At 55.3% G+C, this 19540-nt stretch carries 18 protein-coding genes; 11 read left to right on the forward strand and 7 right to left on the reverse strand.

All coding sequences use genetic code 11. The features are described from left to right. Positions 1-17: 17 nt before the first annotated feature. Complete coding sequence (locus tag AC5Q5A_RS14405) at positions 18-827, reverse strand: ABC transporter permease (protein ID WP_008889022.1); 810 nt, start codon at positions 825-827, stop codon at positions 18-20. A 94-nt stretch (positions 828-921) separates the two neighbouring features. On the opposite strand from AC5Q5A_RS14405, the gene AC5Q5A_RS14410 reads away from it, so the two are divergent. From AC5Q5A_RS14410 to AC5Q5A_RS14425, 4 genes are all read left to right on the forward strand, one after another. Beyond that, positions 922-1629: a regulatory protein RecX gene (locus AC5Q5A_RS14410; RefSeq protein ID WP_493895702.1), complete on the forward strand. Its 708-nt coding sequence runs from the start codon at positions 922-924 to the stop codon at positions 1627-1629. Positions 1630-1687: 58 nt separating this feature from the next. After that, positions 1688-2023, forward strand: coding sequence for an arsenate reductase (glutaredoxin) (gene arsC / locus AC5Q5A_RS14415; RefSeq protein WP_417835312.1), 336 nt, complete (start codon positions 1688-1690; stop codon positions 2021-2023). Between the two features lie 482 nt (positions 2024-2505). Beyond that, positions 2506-2874: a CidA/LrgA family protein gene (locus AC5Q5A_RS14420; RefSeq protein WP_063085876.1), complete on the forward strand. Its 369-nt coding sequence runs from the start codon at positions 2506-2508 to the stop codon at positions 2872-2874. Beyond that, positions 2871-3596: an LrgB family protein gene (locus tag AC5Q5A_RS14425; protein ID WP_063085879.1), complete on the forward strand. Its 726-nt coding sequence runs from the start codon at positions 2871-2873 to the stop codon at positions 3594-3596. The genes AC5Q5A_RS14420 and AC5Q5A_RS14425 overlap by 4 nt, the downstream gene beginning before the upstream one ends. Positions 3597-3654: 58 nt before the next feature. Here the strand turns inward: AC5Q5A_RS14425 and AC5Q5A_RS14430 are convergent, their stop codons facing one another. Then, positions 3655-4125 carry a hypothetical protein gene (locus AC5Q5A_RS14430; RefSeq protein WP_493895703.1) on the reverse strand — a complete coding sequence of 157 codons (471 nt, stop codon included), beginning with the start codon at positions 4123-4125 and terminating at the stop codon, positions 3655-3657. Between the two features lie 126 nt (positions 4126-4251). Here AC5Q5A_RS14430 and AC5Q5A_RS14435 point away from each other — a divergent pair, with 126 nt between their 5' ends. After that, positions 4252-4710 carry a MarR family winged helix-turn-helix transcriptional regulator gene (locus AC5Q5A_RS14435; protein WP_493895704.1) on the forward strand — a complete coding sequence of 153 codons (459 nt, stop codon included), beginning with the start codon at positions 4252-4254 and terminating at the stop codon, positions 4708-4710. A gap of 102 nt (positions 4711-4812) precedes the next feature. On the opposite strand, the gene AC5Q5A_RS14440 is transcribed toward AC5Q5A_RS14435, so the two are convergent. The 3 genes from AC5Q5A_RS14440 to AC5Q5A_RS14450 all read right to left on the reverse strand — a co-directional run bounded on the left by AC5Q5A_RS14440 (position 4813) and on the right by AC5Q5A_RS14450 (position 9042). Beyond that, on the reverse strand, positions 4813-6516 hold the full coding sequence (locus tag AC5Q5A_RS14440; RefSeq protein WP_493895705.1) for a methyl-accepting chemotaxis protein: 1704 nt from the start codon (positions 6514-6516) through the stop codon (positions 4813-4815). A gap of 446 nt (positions 6517-6962) precedes the next feature. Then, the gene (gene truA / locus AC5Q5A_RS14445) at positions 6963-7709 is read right to left on the reverse strand and encodes a tRNA pseudouridine(38-40) synthase TruA (RefSeq protein WP_493895706.1); all 747 of its coding nucleotides are present in this window, start codon (positions 7707-7709) and stop codon (positions 6963-6965) included. 112 nt (positions 7710-7821) lie between these two features. After that, positions 7822-9042, reverse strand: a complete 1221-nt coding sequence (locus AC5Q5A_RS14450; protein ID WP_493895707.1) for an argininosuccinate synthase — start codon at positions 9040-9042, stop codon at positions 7822-7824. Between the two features lie 218 nt (positions 9043-9260). Here AC5Q5A_RS14450 and AC5Q5A_RS14455 point away from each other — a divergent pair, with 218 nt between their 5' ends. Together AC5Q5A_RS14455 and AC5Q5A_RS14460 are read left to right on the forward strand one after the other, a co-directional pair. Further along, complete coding sequence (locus AC5Q5A_RS14455) at positions 9261-9980, forward strand: M48 family metallopeptidase (RefSeq protein ID WP_063085888.1); 720 nt, start codon at positions 9261-9263, stop codon at positions 9978-9980. Between the two features lie 49 nt (positions 9981-10029). After that, positions 10030-10659 carry a LysE family translocator gene (locus AC5Q5A_RS14460; RefSeq protein ID WP_493895708.1) on the forward strand — a complete coding sequence of 210 codons (630 nt, stop codon included), beginning with the start codon at positions 10030-10032 and terminating at the stop codon, positions 10657-10659. Between the two features lie 83 nt (positions 10660-10742). Here the strand turns inward: AC5Q5A_RS14460 and AC5Q5A_RS14465 are convergent, their stop codons facing one another. Beyond that, on the reverse strand, positions 10743-11648 hold the full coding sequence (locus tag AC5Q5A_RS14465; protein WP_063085894.1) for a LysR family transcriptional regulator: 906 nt from the start codon (positions 11646-11648) through the stop codon (positions 10743-10745). A 187-nt stretch (positions 11649-11835) separates the two neighbouring features. Between AC5Q5A_RS14465 and AC5Q5A_RS14470 the strand changes: the two genes are divergently transcribed. The 4 genes from AC5Q5A_RS14470 to argE are packed head-to-tail and all read left to right on the forward strand — an operon-like array spanning position 11836 to position 16136. Then, entirely contained in the window at positions 11836-12825 is a 990-nt protein-coding gene (locus tag AC5Q5A_RS14470) for a Bug family tripartite tricarboxylate transporter substrate binding protein (protein ID WP_008889011.1), read from the forward strand. A gap of 60 nt (positions 12826-12885) precedes the next feature. After that, positions 12886-13416: a tripartite tricarboxylate transporter TctB family protein gene (locus AC5Q5A_RS14475; RefSeq protein ID WP_493895709.1), complete on the forward strand. Its 531-nt coding sequence runs from the start codon at positions 12886-12888 to the stop codon at positions 13414-13416. Between the two features lie 16 nt (positions 13417-13432). After that, complete coding sequence (locus AC5Q5A_RS14480; protein ID WP_493895710.1) at positions 13433-14935, forward strand: tripartite tricarboxylate transporter permease; 1503 nt, start codon at positions 13433-13435, stop codon at positions 14933-14935. A gap of 22 nt (positions 14936-14957) precedes the next feature. Next, the gene (gene argE, locus AC5Q5A_RS14485; RefSeq protein WP_493895711.1) at positions 14958-16136 is read left to right on the forward strand and encodes an acetylornithine deacetylase; all 1179 of its coding nucleotides are present in this window, start codon (positions 14958-14960) and stop codon (positions 16134-16136) included. A gap of 1267 nt (positions 16137-17403) precedes the next feature. On the opposite strand, the gene AC5Q5A_RS14490 is transcribed toward argE, so the two are convergent. After that, on the reverse strand, positions 17404-19284 hold the full coding sequence (locus AC5Q5A_RS14490; RefSeq protein WP_493895712.1) for a transglycosylase domain-containing protein: 1881 nt from the start codon (positions 19282-19284) through the stop codon (positions 17404-17406). Between the last annotated feature and the right edge of the window lie 256 nt (positions 19285-19540).

Consider the following 19540-nt stretch of genomic DNA (forward strand, 5'->3'; position numbering starts at 1 on the left):
GGCAATCGGATCGGCGCTTAGGCCTTAAGCTTGTAGCCGGTTTTGATCATGCGATAGCACAGCAGCCAAAGGGCCGCATTGACCAGGGCAAGAACCACCACACCGGTCATGATCGTGCCATCCGAAATCCCGGTAAAGCCATAACGGAACCCGTCAATCATGTAGAAGAACGGGTTGAAATGCACCAGAACCTGACCGGCTTCCGGCAGGCTTTCCGCACTGTAAAACGTGCCCGACAGGAACGATAACGGGGTCACGACAAAGTTGGTCACGACTGCGATATGGTCAAACTTCTCGGCCCAGACACCACCCGCAATCCCCAGAAGCGACAGCATCAGGGATGCCGAAATCCCGAAATACAGGATCGCCCAGATATTGTGGATCGCGACATCGACAAAGAACGACATGAAGATCGCGGTAACCAGACCAACGATCATACCGCGCGTTACCGCGCCAAAGGCAAAACCGGCAACCATTTCGCCTGCCGACAGCGGCGGCATCAAAACATCGACGATATTGCCCTGTACCTTGGCAATCGTGATCGAGCTTGAGGAGTTGGCAAAGGCGTTTTGCACCATGGTCATCATGATCAGACCAGGGGCCAGGAAGGTGGCAAACGGAATGCCATTGACCATTTCAACCGCACGACCAAGGGCCAGCAGGAAAACAGCAAGAAACAGCAGGCTGGTGACAACCGGCGCACCGATGGTTTGCAAATGCACATTCAGGAACCGACGGACTTCTTTGGCATAAAGGGTCCAAAGTCCAAGCCAGTTCACAGCCCCCATATAACGCGGGGCAAGAGCACGTTGCTCTGACTCGTTCATGGAATTTCCTTCGGAAAAATGCAGACAATTGCGCGTAAAATAGGGAGAGTGGGGGCATACTTGCAAGGGTGTGAATTCATTCATAGTGTCAGTCATGCACGACAAACATCGCCAAAGCCCGGAAACCAGCGACTCTGCGCGCGAAAAAAAGCCCGCCGGAAATGCGCGTTTTTCCAACCAGTCCGGCAAAAAGTCGAAAACCCGCTCGCACGAACCCAAACGCCCGCGCAAGGTCACCCGCGACTATCTGATGAATTATGCCACCTGGTATCTCGAACGCTTTGCCGCCTCGCGCGCCCGGCTTGAAACACTGATGCGCGGTAAAATCCGCCTCTCGGTCGCCGAACATGGCACCGACCCGGACGAAGCCGTTGAGTGGATGAATTCTGTTTTGTCGGCGTGCGAAAAGGCCGGTTTCATTAATGACGATGCCTATGCCAAGGGCCGGGCAAGATCCCTTCTCAGGCGCGGCAAGGCACTTCGCGTCATTGCCGCCGATTTGTCATCGCGCGGCATTGCCAGTGATCAGGTCGATGCCGCACTGACCGAACTTCGCGCCGAGGCCGATGACGCCGCCTATGAAGAAGTGCGTGGCACGGACCCAAACATTGCCGCCGCCGCCGTCTATGCCCGTCGCCGTCGCCTTGGCCCGTGGCGTCGACCCGACATCCGCGACGAAAAACGCGAAAAGGATATGGCCGCCCTTGCCCGTCAGGGCTTTGGCTATGACACCGCCACCCGCATCATCAATAGCGAGATCGAAGAGCTCGAAGACCTGCTCTCGATGATCGACGGGATTTGATTGCATCCGCAAAGACCGCTATCAATGAACAAATCCATTTTGATACGGAGACCCAACCATGATGGTCCGCATCTACCACAATCCGCGCTGCTCGAAATCGCGTCAGACTCTGGCCCTGATCGAAGAACAGGGCATCACGCCCGACGTGATCGCCTATCTCGACACCCCGCCAACCCCACAGGAACTCTCGGGTCTGCTCGATATGCTGGGCATGAAACCCGAAGACATCCTGCGCAAAAAAGAGGCCAAAGAAGAAGGCATTGCCGATCTGCGTGGGGACGAGCTGATCGAAGCCCTTTGCGCCCACCCGCGCGCCCTTGAACGCCCGATCGTGGTCAATGGTGACAAGGCCGTTCTCGGCCGTCCGCCGGAAAACGCGCTGGAAATTCTGTAACGCTACCGGCAACAGGTTCCCGCCTACGCGGGAACGATGGGATTTGGTTTATCGTCATGCCCGCGAAGGCGGGCATCCTTGCCGTGCTAAAAAGCAAACAATCTCAAACGCCTGTGCCCACCCGGCACGGGCGTTTTCTGGGTCAGGACCTACTAATTTGGTTCGAATGGTCGCTGAGATTTGTGCGGATACGCGAAGCGAAACCGCAGGAAGATACTTATCTTTCAAGGTTTTGCGACAAAGTAGGCCGTGCAAATCTCAGCGATCCGAAGGACAGAGTTTATATTTGCGATCTCCAGCGTCAAACCCCTTGCGCGGGATACCAACCCGCTCGGCGGGCCTTTCCTTGGATTTCACAAATATAAACTCTGCCATTCCAATCAAATTAGGAGGTCCTGACCCAAATTAATAAAAGTCGAACTTCCCGAAGCCTATTATGTCTTACGCAGAAAAACATGCATGTGCCTGTGGGGAGGTTTTTGATGATTGCTGCTTTTGCCCTGATCCTTGTCTGCCAGCTGTTTGGCGAAGTGGTCTCGGAACTGTTTGATCTGCCGGTTCCCGGTCCGGTCATCGGTCTGGTGCTGCTGTTTGTCGGTCTTCTGATCAAACGCAACCCGCCCAAGGTACTCACAGACGCGGCCGATAATCTGCTGATCCATTTCTCCTTGCTGTTTGTTCCGGCCGGGGTGGGCGTTGTCACGCAGATTGATCGTCTTAAGGGTGACTGGTTGCCGATTGCCGCCGCCCTGATCATCTCCACCCTGCTGGCCATGGTGCTGACCGCCCTTTTGATGTCCAAACTGCTGCCCAAAGCCAAACCGGGCGAAAGTCTGGAGGACGGGCAATGAACGAGACCGATATCACCCAGCTCTGGGTTTACCTGTCGGCCAAACCGCTGACCGGGCTGACCATCACGCTTGTCGCCTATGCCATCGGCTTCTGGCTGTATCAGAAAAGCGACCGCAACCCGATCTGTAATCCGGTCGTCATCGCCATTGCACTGATTGCGCTGTTGCTCAAAGTCACCGGCACCCCCTATGCCACCTATTTCGAAGGCGCGCAGTTCGTTCACTTCCTGTTGGGTCCGGCCACGGTGGCCCTTGCCGTCCCGCTGTTTCGTCAGACCGAAACGCTGAAACGTGCCCTTCCGGTCATCGCGTTCGGGGTTCTGTTCGGATCACTGGTTGCCAGTGCCAGCACGGTCATTCTGGCCTGGGCATTGGGCGCAAGCCCGGAAACACTGGCATCCTTGGCCCCGAAATCCGTGACCACACCGGTCGCCATGGGCATTGCGGAAAATATCGGCGGCGTTCCGGCCCTGACCGCGGTTTGCGTGATTGCCACCGGCATTGTTGGCGCCACACTTGGCCCGATGGTGATGAATATGGCCCGTCTTAAGGACTGGCGCGCACGCGGTTTTGCCATGGGGGTTGCATCACACGGCATCGGTACGGCGCGGGCGTTTCAGGTCAATGAAACCGCCGGGGCCTTTTCCGGCCTTGCCATGGGGCTGAATACCCTTGCAACGGCATTGACCATTCCGTTCCTGTGGCACTGGATATTTGGCTAAAGCATGTTGCATTTAGATTCTGCGAAGGGTCTGCGGATGAAGTGTGACGCATTGCGCGTCACACTGCCACGCTCGTTCTCACTGGGCGACGCATGCGCAGACCATCGCGGATGTTCAGGCCAATCAGAACAAGGTTGATCAGGCCCGCGAACAGTTCCAGCACCTGAAGGGTGATAAACAGATCATCCATCTGCCCGTTTCGGGCCAGTATGGCCAACCCAATCGCGCAGGGTACAAGAACAAGCAGTCCGTTTGCCGCGACCAACTTCATGCGCCGCAATTTCACGGCAACCAGCCCGGCGATTTGCCCCCGCGCCAACGCAAAGCCTGATCCCCCGGTGGTTGCAAGACACAGCACAAGGGCCAACAGGCTCCAGACAATTGCAGTTTTGACCATCACGATCTGATCGGTTGTCCCGAAAAGCTCGACCATGATGGTCGCCAGCCAGAAGCTGGCGATCAAGCAAAACGCCGCCCCACCGGCAACGCGGTGGATAATACGCAAAATCGGTTTTGAAATCGTGGACATCGTCATTTCTCCTGAGACAAGGATTGCGATGTGGCGCCACACGTAATTAAATAGCATACTATGCATTATATAGCATGCTATGTTTTATATAGCAAGCTATGTATATTGACCGAAACCGGAGTTCTCATGCCCCTGAAACGCACCCAATCGGCCGGATATATGACAAACTGGGCGGCCCGCCTGTTTGCACGCGCGATTGATCAAAAACTCAAACCGCTGGGACTAAGCAGTGGCTATCTGCCGGTTTTCTTTGCGCTGGCCGATGGCGCCACACGCACGCAAAAGCAGCTTGCGGCAGAGGTCGGAATCGAACAGCCAACCATGGCCGCCACCCTTAATCGCATGGAACGCGATGGGTTGATTGAACGTGAAAAAGACAATGAAGACCGCCGCATCACACACATCCACCTGAGCCCGTCGGCAAAGGCCAAGGCCCCGCAAATCCAGACCATCGTCAATGCTGTGAATGAACAGGCCCTTTCAGGGCTGAACAGTCTTGAAAAGCGTGTCCTGCTCGACGCACTTGGCAAGGTGACCGACGCACTCGCACCGGCAGAGGCCAAAACCAGCAACCACAACGCGTAACCAACCGTAAAGACTTCGGAAAAAAGCAAAACCTGACAAGGGCATGCCACGACACACCCTTGTCAGTCTGTTCGTAAAAGACGCGCTTTGAACGGAAACGTTCTATCCTGCGCGCAATTGCGACAGGAAGTTCGACACGGTCTTTTGCAGGCTATCGATCTGCTTGGCCATCGCACCAACATTCTGATCAAGTTCACTGGCGGCAGCCCCACTGCTAGCCGCAGCTTCGTGAATCTCGTTGATGTTGGCGACAACCTCGCTCGAGCCGGACGATGCACTGGTCGCACTGTTGGCGATTTCGTTGACGGCGGCGTTCTGTTCGCTCACTGCCGATGAAATGCCTGATGCGATTTCGCTGATTGATGAAATCGTATGCGTGACCTTTTCAATTGCCTCGACCGTGACCCTGGTCTCGCCCTGAATCGCCCCGATCTGCTGGGCGATTTCGTCAGTTGCCTTGGCGGTCTGGTTGGCAAGGTTTTTGACCTCTTGCGCCACAACCGCAAAGCCCTTGCCGGCTTCACCAGCACGGGCGGCCTCGATTGTCGCGTTGAGCGCCAGAAGGTTGGTCTGGGCCGCAATGTCGTTAATCAGGCTGACAACTTCACCGATGCGCTCGGCTGCTTCGGCCAGACCACCAACCATTTCGTTGGCCCGCGATGCCTCACCGACGGCGGTTTCGGCAATCGCTGTTGATTCGCGGACCTGATCACCGATGCCACTGATTGAGGCTGAAAGTTCTTCGGTCGCGGCTGCAACCGTTTGAACGCTCTGTGCCGAATCATTGGCGGCCTCGGACACACGTTGGCTTTGGGTCAGGGAATGATTGGCCGACTCACGCATCAGTTCGGTCGATTTCTGCATGCCGGTCGACGACTGGCGTACAGATGCAACGATCTGACCGATGGATTGTTCAAGTTCATGGGCCAGACGGTTGCGCTGTTCCAAACGTTCCTTTTCGGCACGTTTTTCGGCTTCCACCCGGGCGGCCTCGGCCTCACCCATTTTTTCCGCCGTTTCACGCCAACGCACAAGACCATTGGCAATCACGCCAATCTCGTCCTTGCGATCGGTAAACGAAACTTCTTCGGAAAAGTCACGTTCAACAAATCGGGAAATCGTCTGACCAAGATCACGCAGCGGTCCAAGCTGCCAGCGCAGCAACAGGAACAGCAACACAGCCGACGCGATGGCAACGATAATACCGACAATCGCGATCCGCAGTTCGATCTCTGTCGCCACTTCGGCAACCTGTGCCTTCTCGATCCCGACATACAGGATACCAAGCGTATCACCGGTCGGCGATTTGATCGGCGAATACTGCGTTACATATTGCGTGCCAAGAATAAGCGCCTCACCCCGAAACGTGTTGCCCGACATGATCGGCTGATAGGCCGCACTGCCCTTGCCCAGCATGGTGCCAACCGCACGCTGGCCGTCCGGCTTAATAATGTTGGTCGAAACACGCACGAAGTCCTGCTCCGCCGGGACAAAGGCAAACACGGTTGCCGTCTGACCGGTGGCGGCCCCGATCGAGTCAATCATTTCGTGTGATGACAGATCCGGAATTTCGGGAATGACGAGATCGGAGGTTTCACCATCCTCACTGATTTTCATGGAAAATTCGGGATAATTATCCTTGAAAATCATCGCAGCTACGCGAAGGTTCAGTTTCTGCGATTCAAGACTGTCACTTGCCACCTTGTCATCGATGCGCTGCATGATCAGCAAGCCCAGAAGCGCGATGCCCGCAATCAGGATCGCAACGGCGGCGAGAGCCACCTTGAAAATCAAACTTTTCGACATACTCACTCTCATTTCATCGTTGGTCACCGACGAGCCCCTCTAGCAACTAGATCGGCGGTTCAGCTTCTTCCCGGGTCTTGGTCGCCTGGTTCAGCAGAGATATAAGATATACAATCCTATAAATTAAACTTTAGTATAGAGCAATACTATCGTACAGACTTTTCGCAACCTGAACGCGAGTCAGGCAACTAAAGATTAATTAATAGTGTAATTACAGTTCGTTACCGATAGGTGAACACCTACCCATAAGATGAACAACCATATCAATAAGCGTCATATGGGGAGTGGCAGACAGAAAACCGAAAAAAATTTCGCCTGTGCGCCGCTTTTTCTACAACGAGGTCCGGGAAGGATGAAATGCGCACAGGTAATGCGCAAAGGTCAGGCTGAATATTCGTCTGCTGAATTAATTTCAGACGCTGAACGGATCTCGATCTGATCGGGTGTCAGTAATCGACCTTGACGAAATAAAGCCCGTCGGCCGGCGCGGTCGGGCCGCCGGCACTGCGATCCTTGGCCTCAAGAGCCGCTTTAACGTCAATCGGCTTCCAGGCACCCTTGCCGACCAAAACAAGTGTGCCAACCATATTGCGCACCTGATGATGCAGGAAAGACCGGCTTTCGGTGTGGACCCGGATTTCAAGCGGGTTTTCGATCCCGCGTGTGACTTCAAGCTTTTCCAGCGTCTTGATCGGACTTTTGGCCTGACATTCACTGGCCCGGAAGCTTGTGAAATCAAACGTCCCGATCAGGTGCTGGGCCGCTTCATTCATCGCATCAATATCAAGCGGCTTATAAACACCCCAGGCCAGCCCCGCCTCAAAGGTCAGGGGGGCGCGGCGATTGATGATGCGATACATGTAATAGCGTTTCTTTGACGAAAACCGCGCATGGAAGTCTTCCGTGACTTCCTCGCATTCCTTGATCGCCACCGGATCAGGTTTGAGGTGATGGTTGATCGCATTCATCACCGCTTCCGCCGGGTAGTATTTCGGCAGATCGAAATGCACCACCTGCCCCAGCGCATGCACCCCGGCATCGGTCCGGCCCGACACATAGACGCGCACGAATACACCGGCGAATTTTTCGATCGCAGTCTCAAAGACCTTCTGAACCGAAATCACTTCGTCCTGATACTGCCAGCCGTGATAGGGGCGGCCATCATATTCGACGGTACATTTATAGCGCTGCATGACCGATATAATTATCTGAACAGGTTAAGAGCCCGCTTATAGCTTGGCTTTCAAACGAAAACGAGGGGCAAAAATGCCCCTCGCTTGCCGCTCCACAATTGCTTGCGGAAACTTACTTCATGCCGTCGCGGTCAAAACCAAGACGCAGGCGAAGCGCATTCAGCTTAATAAAGCCTTCTGCATCGCGCTGGTTGTAAACGGTGTCGGCCTCGAACGTGACATGCTCTTCGGAGTAGATCGAGTTCGGCGACTTGCGGCCGGTGACGGTGACGTTACCTTTGTACAGATCAAGGCGCACAACGCCGTTCACGGTACGCTGGGTCTCGTCGATCAGGCGCTGCAGGGCCTGACGTTCTGGCGACCACCAATACCCGTTATAGATCATCTCGGCATAACGCGGCATCAGCTCGTCCTTGAGGTGACCGGCGTTACGATCAAGGGTGATGCTTTCCATCGCACGGTGTGCAACCGACAGAATGGTACCGCCCGGGGTTTCGTAAACACCGCGCGACTTCATGCCGACATAACGGTTTTCGACCAGATCCAGACGACCGATGCCGTTCTTGCCGGCAACTTCGTTGAGTTTGGTCAGCAAAGTGGCCGGGCTCATGCGTTCGCCGTTGATCGCAACCGGGTTGCCCTGTTCGAACTCGATCTCGATCGTGGTGATCGCATCGGGTGCGTTCTGCGGGGAAACGGTGCGCTCGAACATTTTTTCGTCCGGCTTGACCCACGGATCTTCCAGCGCCTTGCCTTCATAGGAAATGTGCAGAAGGTTCGCGTCGGTCGAATATGGCGGCTCATCGCCACCAAGCTTGTCAGCCGAAATCGGAATCTGGTGTTCGCGGGCAAAGTTCAGCAAAGCAGTACGCGAGTTCAGCTTCCATTCGCGCCACGGTGCGATGACCTTGACGTTCGGCTTAAGCGCGTAATAACCCAGTTCGAAACGGACCTGGTCGTTGCCTTTGCCGGTCGCACCGTGGGAAACGGCATCTGCACCGACTTCTTCGGCGATTTCGATCTGGCGCTTGGCAATCAGCGGACGCGCGATCGAGGTACCGAGCAGGTAAACACCTTCATAAAGGGCATTGGCGCGGAACATCGGGAAGACGAAGTCGCGGACGAATTCTTCGCGCAGATCGTCGATGAAGATCTGTTTGACGCCGAACATCTCTGCCTTTTTGCGGGCCGGTTCCAGCTCTTCGCCCTGGCCGAGGTCGGCGGTGAAGGTCACGACTTCGCAGTTATATTCTTCGCGAAGCCATTTCAGGATGATGGAGGTATCCAGACCGCCTGAATAGGCAAGGACGACCTTTTTGACCTGATCGCTCATGGGAGTGACGCCTTTCTTCTTCCGATGTAATGCAGGGCGCGGCACCTAACGCCTGCGTCCTGTCGGGGCTGCAACCCATATGTCGCAAATCGCCCCTAGACCTTGAGCGCGGAGTATAGGAAAACACTACTAGGGGGCAAGACCCAAGATGGGCTTGGCCCGAAAAAGGCACAAAAAGATCGCACTTTTTGCCTCTCTTTTGGAAAAATCCGCGCCGAATGCTCAAGAATACCGAAGAAACCGAGATCGATATGCCCAAAATCGGCCCGCTGCCGGTGCGATTGCGGCCAAGTGCGCGCGCGACGCGACTCAAATTGCGCATTGATCCGGCATTTGACGGTGTCGAAATCGTCGTACCCAACGGGGTCTCGCGCAAAATGGCGATTTCGATGCTCCATCAGCATGGCGATTGGGTGGCGGCCCACATGCAACGCCTGCCCGAACGGGTGCAATTCATGCCCGGTGCGTGGATTCCCTTTATGGGCCATGACCACGCCATCCGTGCCGTGCCCGATGCCAAACGCGGAGTCTGGGTCGAGGCGGGCGTGATCTGGGTCTCCGGGCAGCCCGAACATACCAACCGCCGGGTGACCGATTTCCTTAAGAAGCAGGCCAAACTTGAAATCGCCCCGCGCGCCCATGCCTATGCCGAACAGATCAACAAAAAGGTCAATCGTATCTCGCTCAAAGACACCCGGACGCGCTGGGGCAGCTGCTCATCCTCGGGCAATCTGTCGTTTAGCTGGCGGTTGGTGCTGGCGCCGGAAGATGTGCTTGATTACGTCGTCGCCCACGAGGTCGCGCATTTGCAGGAGCTTAATCACTCCGCACGTTTCTGGGCTGTGGTCGATGATTTGTATGGCCCCTCGAAAAAACAGCAACACTGGCTCAAGAAACATGGCGCGGCGCTTCATCGCTACGGTGCTGGAAGCGCGTAAATATTGAAATGTGAGGAACCCTCACATTTATTCCCAAAGGACATACCCCTTGCTGATCCCGTTGGAAACCCTTGCGATTTTCATTCCCACTGCCCTGGCGCTGAACATGACGCCGGGCAATGACATGCTGTTTTGTCTGGGACAGGGGATCAAATCCGGGCCGATGGCGGGCAATGCGGCAAGCTTCGGGATTGCTACAGGCGCGTTGATCCATACCATGCTTGCCGGGCTTGGACTGGCGGCGCTTGTCGCGGCGCATCCGGTCGCACTTGATGTGCTGCGCTGGGCGGGGATTGCCTATCTGGTGTGGTTGGCGATTGGCGCGTTTCGAAGGACGGATCAGCGCCTGAAACCCGCACAAACCAAGCGTTCCAGCGCCTTTACTGCCTGGCGCGACGGGATTGTCGTTAACCTATTGAATCCCAAGATCATTGTCTTTGTGCTGGCGTTTATTCCGCAGTTTGTTGATGCGTCGCGCGGGTCGGTGTTGTTGCAGTTCCTGATTTTCGGGCTGATTTTGAATATCGGCGGGACGATTATCAATTGTCTGGTCGGCAGTTTTGCCGGGAAAATTGGCCAGGTTCTGTCGCGATCAGAGAAGATTGCGCGCGCCTTTCAGATCGCCACCGGCTGTATCTTTTTAGGCCTTGCTGCCAAGCTGGCCTTTGACCGGAAATAATGAATAATCAGGGTCATTATTCAAATTCAGTGAATAATAGGCCGATTCCGGAGTATCGCCCCAAATAGGGCCAAATCAAATCCTCATACAATACAGCCGCTGGCGCGCAGATTTGGCAATTCAGCGCGCAGGAATGCGAGAAACCGTTTTTCCACCGCACTCAGTTCACGTGACGCGGTAAACAGGGCCACATCCCATTCGATGGTCGGGGTCAGGGTGCGGGCGACCACCTTGTTGGTGTCAACCAGAAGGGCTGCGAACGGGTCACTGACCGAAATGCCGACATTGCGTTCGACCAGGCGCGAGATCGTGCGGATGGTGCGGGCCTCGACCGCGATTTTGCGCGGCCAGCCGGCAATCTGGAAAATATAGTCGATCTTGGTGCGGAGCGGCGAACCAATGGATAGTTCGACAAAGTCTTCGCCGCGCAGCAAATCGATATCGATGGTTTCGAACTTTGCCAGCCTGTGATCGACCGGCATCAGACAGACGGCACGCGATTGCGCAAGTGGGGTGATCACCACATCCGGGTCCTGAAGATCAAGGGTAATGCCGATGCCAAGATCGCACTGCCGGGTGGCAATCATGTCGAGCATCCCTTCGAGGCCCGTATCGGTAATACTGATCGAAACCTTGGGATGGGCCTGTTTGAACTTCGCAACAACATCAAGCAGATAGGTATCAACATAGATCGGCTGGGCGGCGATGCGGATCGCACCCAACTGATCATTGGCAATCGCACGCGCCTGGGTTTCGACCTCGCGAAAGGCATTGAGTGATCGCAACACGGTTGCATGAAACTGCTGGGCCTCGGACGTCGCGATCAGCTGGTTGCGTTTGCGGGTAAACAATTCAAACCCGACCGATTTTTCAAAATTGTTCAACAGCCGGCTGACCATCGGTTGCGAGATATTCATCGCCTGGGCCGCGCCCGTCACAGAACCGTGGGTCATAAAGGCATTGAAGCTTTCGAGTTCGCGCAGTTTCATCGTGCTTCCCCAAATCCGGATTTCGACCACAGAACGCCGTTCAGTATGTAAATTAGTTATACTGGAATTAATTTTTTGCGTCACCGGTTATAGTTTGTCTATGCAAGAAGGCACAAAAACAAAAGACAGAGTGAAAACCAGTCTGAGCTTCGGCAATTCTGCCACCACCACCCAGGGAGACATGAAAATGTTTCACAAGCTTAAGAAAGCAGCCGGGATCGCTGCCGCAATCCTTGCAACCACATCCATGATTTCGACCGCGCAGGCAGACGCCTATCCTGAAAAAGCCATTACGCTGGTCGCACCTTATGGTGCCGGCGGTGCATCTGACCTGGCCGCCCGTGCGCTGGCAGAAACCGCAAGCAACTATACCGGCGGCCAGCCGGTTGTTGTGGTCAACAAGACCGGCAATGGCGGCATGAATGGCGCGCGCTTCGTTTCCGAAGCCGACCCGGATGGCTATACCCTTCTTCTGTCGCGTGTCGGCATGGCGCTTTATCCGGCCGTGTATACCGACAGCCCGGTTGGCTGGGATGCCTACACCTTCCTTGGCATGCTTGAAGCAACCCCGATGATTTTGGCTGTTAACGCCAATTCCGACATCCAGACCATCGACGAGCTGATTGCCAAAATCAAAGACAGCAACGGTGCCACCACCTATGCCGCATCCGGCCCCACCGCGATTGACGGCTTTACGGTTCAGGCATTGCTGTCTGACGTTGGTCTTGACCCGCTGACCGCATCCACCCTCGTGCCATATAAAGGCGGCTCTGCTTTGGCCGCTGCCCTGCTTGGCGGTCACGTTGATTTCCTTGCAATTGCTGCTGGTTCGCTGATGCCCCACATCGAAGCCGGTAAAATGCGTCCGCTGATGGTCTATTCGCCGAAACGCATGGCATCCCTGCCGGATGTTCCGACCGCAAAAGAACTGGGTTATGCCCAGGCCGGTCAGGTTGGCGGCTGGAGCGGGCTGTATGCGCCCAAAGGCCTTCCGGAAGACGTCGTTGCCAAATGGACCGAGATCCTTGGTCAGGTTGCGACCGATGAGCAGTGGCTTGACCTTGCCGAGAAGCGTGGTTCGACCTCGATCATCGGCGATGAAGATCCGGCTGCCTACGTCAAAAGCCAGTTCGAGCTTTATAACGGCATGGCCAAGAAGTTCGGCTACATCCAGTAAGCGTTAGGCCCTGACCCTACCAACATCGTTTAGTTCAGACTTTTGATGCGAGACGGAACCATGAACCAAAATCGTGATTTCTATGCCGGACTGGTGGCAACGGTGTTCTTTGCCGTCATCCTGTTCGTTCTGATCCCGATCTATGTGAAGGTTCCGTCTTTCATTCCGGGCTTTGCCCCGCCACCTGACATGTGGCCGCGCGTGGTCGCGGTGATCGGGCTGGTGATGGGGGTTCTTGCGCTTGTTCTGGCATTCCCGAAAATGCGTGAAGCCAGCCGTGACCGGGTCGAAGGATTTGGCAACCGCATCCTTGGCAACAAGACCCATCTGGTGCGTTTTGCCGGTATCCTGTTCGTGTTTGCCGCCTTTGTGTATGGCATGCCACTGATCGGGTTTGTCCCGGCGACGGTTTTGTTGCTTGGCGTGCTGTTCATCATGACGGGCAATTTCGAACGCAAGTTCTGGATGATCGGCCTTGCGGTCATTTTCCCGGTTCTTTTGTATCTGCTGTTTACCGAAGTCACGCATACGCCCTTCCCCAAGGGCAAGCTGTTGTCGGCGAACATTTCCCACCTGACCACCCTGATCTGATTGAGAGTTCATCGTTATGTGGAATGAATTGCTTTACGCCTTTCAGGAGGTGGCAACGTTACCGAATTTCCTGGCGATGTTTGCCGGGATCTGGGGCGGCGTGATCATTGGCGCGATCCCGGGCATGACCGGGACCATGGCTGTCACCCTGGCACTTCCGTTTACGTTCTATCTGTCGCCGGTTACGAGCATTTTGCTGCTGGTTGCGCTGTATAAAGGCTCAACTTACGGCGGATCAATCTCGGCCATCCTGATCAAGACGCCGGGGACCGCATCGGCCGCCTGCACGGTGCTTGACGGCTATCCGCTGGCACGCGCCGGCAAGGGTGGCAAGGCGCTGAACATGGCGTTGATTTCAAGCTGCATCGGCGATTTCATTTCCAACATTTCGCTGTTCTTCCTCGCCATCCCGCTGGCGACATTTGCACTGCGTGTTGGTCCGCCGGAATTCTTTATGCTGATGGCGTTTTCGCTGACCATTGTGGCGAGTATTTCGGGCCGGTCGCTGGTTCTGGGTATCATTTCGGCCTGCCTTGGCTTGCTTTTGGCAACCGTTGGCGAAGACATGTACGGATCGTTCCGATTTGCGCTTTCCGAAGACATGAAATCGGGTCTTGGCATGGTGCCGGTTCTGATCGGTCTGTTTGCCCTGCCGGAACTGATCAAGATGATTGTGTTCCGCCCGGAAGATAATGCGGCGGCGATGAAACTGGGCGATAACCGCCTGACCCTTGCCGAGTTTCGCGGATCGATCAAATCGATCTGTCGCGGGTCGATCATTGGCGTGATCCTGGGCGCAATTCCGGGCATCGGCCCGTCGACCGCGGCGTTCTTTTCCTATAGCGAAGCGCGCCGGACCTCGAAAAATGGCGACAAGTTCGGCGAAGGCGAGATCGAAGGCATTGCCGCGTCCGAATCTGCCAATAACGGTGCATGCGGGGCGACCATGATCCCGCTTCTGGCCCTTGGTGTGCCAGGGGACGTGATTACCGGTGTGATGCTGGGTGCGTTCATGATCCATGGCCTGACCCCCGGCCCGCTTCTGTTCCAGAACAATCTGGGCGATGTCTATGCGCTGTTTATCGGCATCCTGTTTAGTTCGGTCTTCCTGTTTGTCGCTGGCAAGGCAACAGCCGGTGCCTTTACCAAGATTTCGCGCATTCCCCAGACGCTGCTTTTGCCCTGCATTCTGATCCTGTGCGTTTATGGCATCTATTCCATCGGGGCGAGCCCGTTTGATGTCACCGTCCTTCTGGTGATGGGTGTGGTCGGCTTTGCCATGATGTTGCTCAACATCCCGGCGGCCCCGTTCCTGATCGCCTTTATCCTTGGCCCGATGTTTGAAGACAATATGCGCCGGTCGCTTGCGATTTCGCGCGGTGATCTTGGTGTCTTCTTCCAGTCATGGATTTCATGGGGCTTCTTTGCCCTGACCGTTCTGTTCGTCATTCTGACCATTCGCCGCGAATGGAAGAAATGGCGCGACAATCGCGATGCCACCAAAGCATCTGCGCATTAAACCGAGTAACAAGAAGATAAAAATGTCCAAACCAAACATGTCCCGCCTTCATCATGCCATCGATCTGCTTGGCAAACTGGTGGCGTTCGACACGACGAGCAAAAACTCCAATCTCGGTCTGATCCATTTCGTCCGTGACTATCTGGCGGAATACGGCATTGAGTCGACACTGTTCCACGATGAAACCGGGCAGAAGGCCAACCTTCTGGCGACCATCGGCCCCAAAGGGGTGCCGGGTATTGCGCTTTCGGGTCATACCGATGTGGTCCCCGCCCTTGAGACCACCTGGGTCAGCCCAGCATTTGAGCTGACCGAACGCGATGGCAAGCTGTTTGGTCGCGGTTCAGCCGACATGAAAGGCTTTTCGGCCTGTGCGCTGGCGATGATCCCGGAACTGGTCAAACGCGACCTTGAAATCCCGTTTCATCTTTGCCTGTCCTATGACGAGGAAGTCGGCTGTATCGGTGTTGGATCAATGGTCGATCATCTGGCGAAAATGGACACGCCACCGCGTCTGGCGGTGATTGGCGAGCCGACCAACATGAAGGTGATTAACGGCCAGAAAGGCAAATATTCCATGCGGGTTGGCGTGACGGGCACGGCAGGACACAGCTCGTTTGCGCCTGATCACGTCAATGCCATCGAATATGGCGCACGCGCGATCAACCTGATTGCCGACAAGGCCCGTGAATTTGAAGAAAACGGCCCGTTTGATGCAGACTTCACCGTGCCGCACAGCACGATGCTGACGACCACGATCAGTGGTGGTACGGCGACCAACGTCACCCCGGAATATTGCGAGTTTACCTTTGAAATTCGCCATCTGCCCGACCATGACGCCGAAGCGGTGATTGCCGATCTGCAAAACACCATCATGGACACCCTTGATGCAGAGATGAAGGCCAAGGCAGACGACACCGGGTTCACATTCGAGAAAATCTTTTCCTATCCGGGCATGGGTGATTGCACGGATGCGGAAGCTTTTTCCTATGTCAGCAACATCATCCCGGAGATTTCCGGCAAGGTGTCATATGGCTCGGAAGGTGGGGTGTTTGAAAAACAGGGCAACATCCCGTCGATCATTTGCGGCCCCGGCAGCATCGAGCAGGCCCACAAACCCAACGAGTTCATTGAAATTTCGCAGATCGAGGAATGCCTGGACTTCCTCGAAGCGCTCACAGATCAGGCTGCTGCAGCCTGATCTCACCATGACGACGCGCCACCCCGCACCGTCAGTTGGTACCCCGCAGTAGAATGTCTCCCAACCCGATGCTGCACCAACGGGGTTCTGACAGGTGAGAAACTCCCGGCCACATCTCCCCTGATGTGGTCATAGCAAGCCAACTTGAAGACCGGCTCGTTTATCGATGCCGGTCTTTTTTTGTGGTTTTAGCGGAAATAAGGAAGAATAAATCTATCGCCTTTTTCGTAATAGAGTTGCAGCGCCCCGTCATGGAGACGGGACGCTGCCTTAGGTTCACTCGTGCCTACCAACTAGAGACCCAGCAGTGCAATAACTACCATGATCACGAAGTAAGCAATTTGAGTTATCTTGTGAATTACGTCTAATCCGTTGTTATCGCGACGCAAATACTATCCATAGCCTTTCAATCTACGACAACAACAAGAGACAACAAACCAGATTGGCTTAGAAATTGGGTTGCATCCCAACCCTGCTACAAGTAAATTTGTAGATGGAAGTTTACTTGTTGTCTTGCCATTGTCTAAGTGGGTCAACAAGAAACACTTGAAGCGAGGGTTGTTAGAGCAGCTCTCGCTTTTTGCTTCTCGACTAATATTTTAAAGCTCGTACTTCACAACAGTCCACTAATCTTTGTGGTTGACAGTAATTTTCAAACAACATCTAGCATCAAAGATTATTCAGTGAGATCCGTTGTTAAGATCGAAGCTACTAAACAATTTGTTAATCTTCTCTGAATCGGTCCGGGAGCCGCAGAAAAGCTCGGTTCCAGGTGACAGGCTACTCACATCAACTACAGTTTGTTAATAGTTTAGAAACTTTTCAGTGTGGGTTAACACCAACATGTTGTGTGCGTCCGATTGAAGCGGAACAACTCCTTACCCGTAGAAACGGGGAAAGATATATTTTGGTAGCAAGCTAAACTTGAAGACCGGCTCGTTTATCGATGCCGGTCTTTTTTGTGAACCATCCACAGGGAATACAGGCAGTTTACGAATGTCCTGAATTACTCAGCCACGTTGAGCATATTCACCCATATTCGAACCTCGTTAATAGTGACGTGCACACGAATTATTCGGCAACGTCATTCCGGGCGAAGCGGAGCGTAGACCCGGAATCCATGCAGCGTTGCAACCACCGTGGATTCCCGCCTTCGCGGGAATGACGGATGAGATGGGATGGGACGGGACGGAGTGGGCAAAGGGCTTGAACGAAAACAGGCGGCCTTAAGGCCGCCTGTGATTTCGTCAAAGACACTTGAGGTGCCTTACTGCTTGGTGTTGCCTGAACTGTAGCCGGCGGTGAAGTCGCGCCAGCTGTCGTCTTCGCCGATCTTTTTAGACCGCGCGAGTGCGGCCTTGCCAAGCGATCGGACCGGGATGTTTTGGTGGGCGTGCAGCATGAAGTCGCGCCAGAGGGCGGCCGGAAGGGCACCGCCGGTGACCTGTTCATCCATCGGGCTGCCATCGTCATTGCCCATCCAGATACCCGCCACAAGATCGGAGCTGTAGCCGATGAACCAGGCATCGCGGTAATCCGATGTCGTGCCGGTCTTGCCCGCCGACGGGCGGTCGATGATGGCGTTGCGCCCTGTGCCCTTGGACACCACGGCGGCCAGCATGTTGTTCATTTCCCCGGCATGCAGCGGGTTCATCAGGCGGACCGGGAAGTCATCAGAGCGTTCATACAGCACTTCGCCACCCTTGCCGGTGATCTTGCTGACCGCGTGCGGGAAGACGGCAAAGCCGCCATTGGCAACAATCGCATAGGCACCGGTGAGCTCGAGCATCGAGACTTCGCTGGTGCCAAGGGCCAGGCTTGGTTCCGGTTTGAGTTCCGACGAGACGCCCATGTCACGCGCCTTCTGAATGACCTTGTCGAGGCCGACTTCAAGCGAGAGCTGGACCGCGATCGAGTTGTTCGAGGTTGCCACCGCATCGCGGATCGACATGGTACCGTGGTGCTTGCGATCGAAGTTGCGCGGCTCCCAGCCATCAATGACAATCGGCCCGTCACGCATCCAGTCGTTCGAGCCAAAGCCGTTTTCAAGCCCGGCGAGATAGACAAACAGCTTAAACACCGAGCCCGGCTGACGGCGGGCCTGTGTCACACGGTTATACTGGCTTTCGTAGTAGTCACGACCACCGACCATGGCACGCACGGCCCCATCGGGGGTCATCGCCAGAAGGGCGGCCTGACCGACATGGTGTTCCTTGGCCCCGTTACTGGCGAGCGCACGCAGAAGGTTTTCTTCGGCGATGGCCTGAAGACGGGAATCAAGCGTGGTATAAACCAGAAGATCCTGATCGACATAGCCGACATAATCTTTCACACGATCAAGCACCCAATCGGTGAAATAGCGCACACCCGGCCCTGCCTGTGCAGCACGTGCGGTGCGCACCCGGGTCTGTTTGGCCCGTTCGGCGCGTGCCTTGGTCAGCGCACCGGTCGATGCCATGGCTTCCAGCACGACATTGGCGCGATCGGCCGCAAGTTTGGGATCGACCATCGGGTTATAGCGACTTGGTGCCTTGGGCAGGCCAGCCAGAACGGCGGCTTCATACAGGTTCAGACGCCGCGGGTCGGTGCCGAAATAATGGCGCGCAGCGGCATCAATGCCATAGACGCCCGATCCGAAATAGATGCGGTTGAGGTAAAGCGAGAGGATTTGTTGCTTATCGAATTTGAATTCCAGCCAGAGGGCCAGAAGCACTTCTTCGATCTTGCGGCCAAAGGAGCGTTCCGGTGACAGGAACAGGTTTTTGGCCAGCTGCTGGGTGATGGTGCTGCCGCCCTCGGCAATGCGGCCGGCGGTCAGGTTGGTCCAGGCAGCACGCGTGATGCCGACAATATCAATCCCGAAATGGTCATAAAACCGGCGGTCTTCGATGGAAACAAACGCCTGACCGACATAGTCGGGAAGGTTGCGGACCTCGACCGGGTTGCCATAGCGGTTGCCATAGGCCGCGAGGTTTTGGCCATCAATACTGATCACACGGATGGACGGTTTGCGTTCACTGGCGACATCAAAGCTGACCTTGTCGGGCAGACCATAGCCGTAATAGGCAACAACCCCGCCGCCCAGAACCATGACCCAGATCGAGCCGAGCACGATGAATTTGGCAATGGCTTCGGGCCCGGGAATCATATCGCCCAGGCGGGCAAAAAGACTGCCGCCTTTCTTGCCCGAACTGCTGACGCGCTTTTTCGGCTTTTTGGAACCTGTCGCGCCTTTACGGACGCTCTTTTTCCTTTTGAATTCTCTTTGGGCCACAAAAGCACCTATCGGTCTGGTCCGGGCCGTGCACACGCCAACCGGCCCGTCATATCCGCACAACCCCAAAGTGCGTCTGACAGGCGATAGCGCCGCATTTTCCGGCGAATTTCAATTTTTATGTCCCAAC

The organism is Thalassospira sp. CA1 (assembly GCF_059052855.1).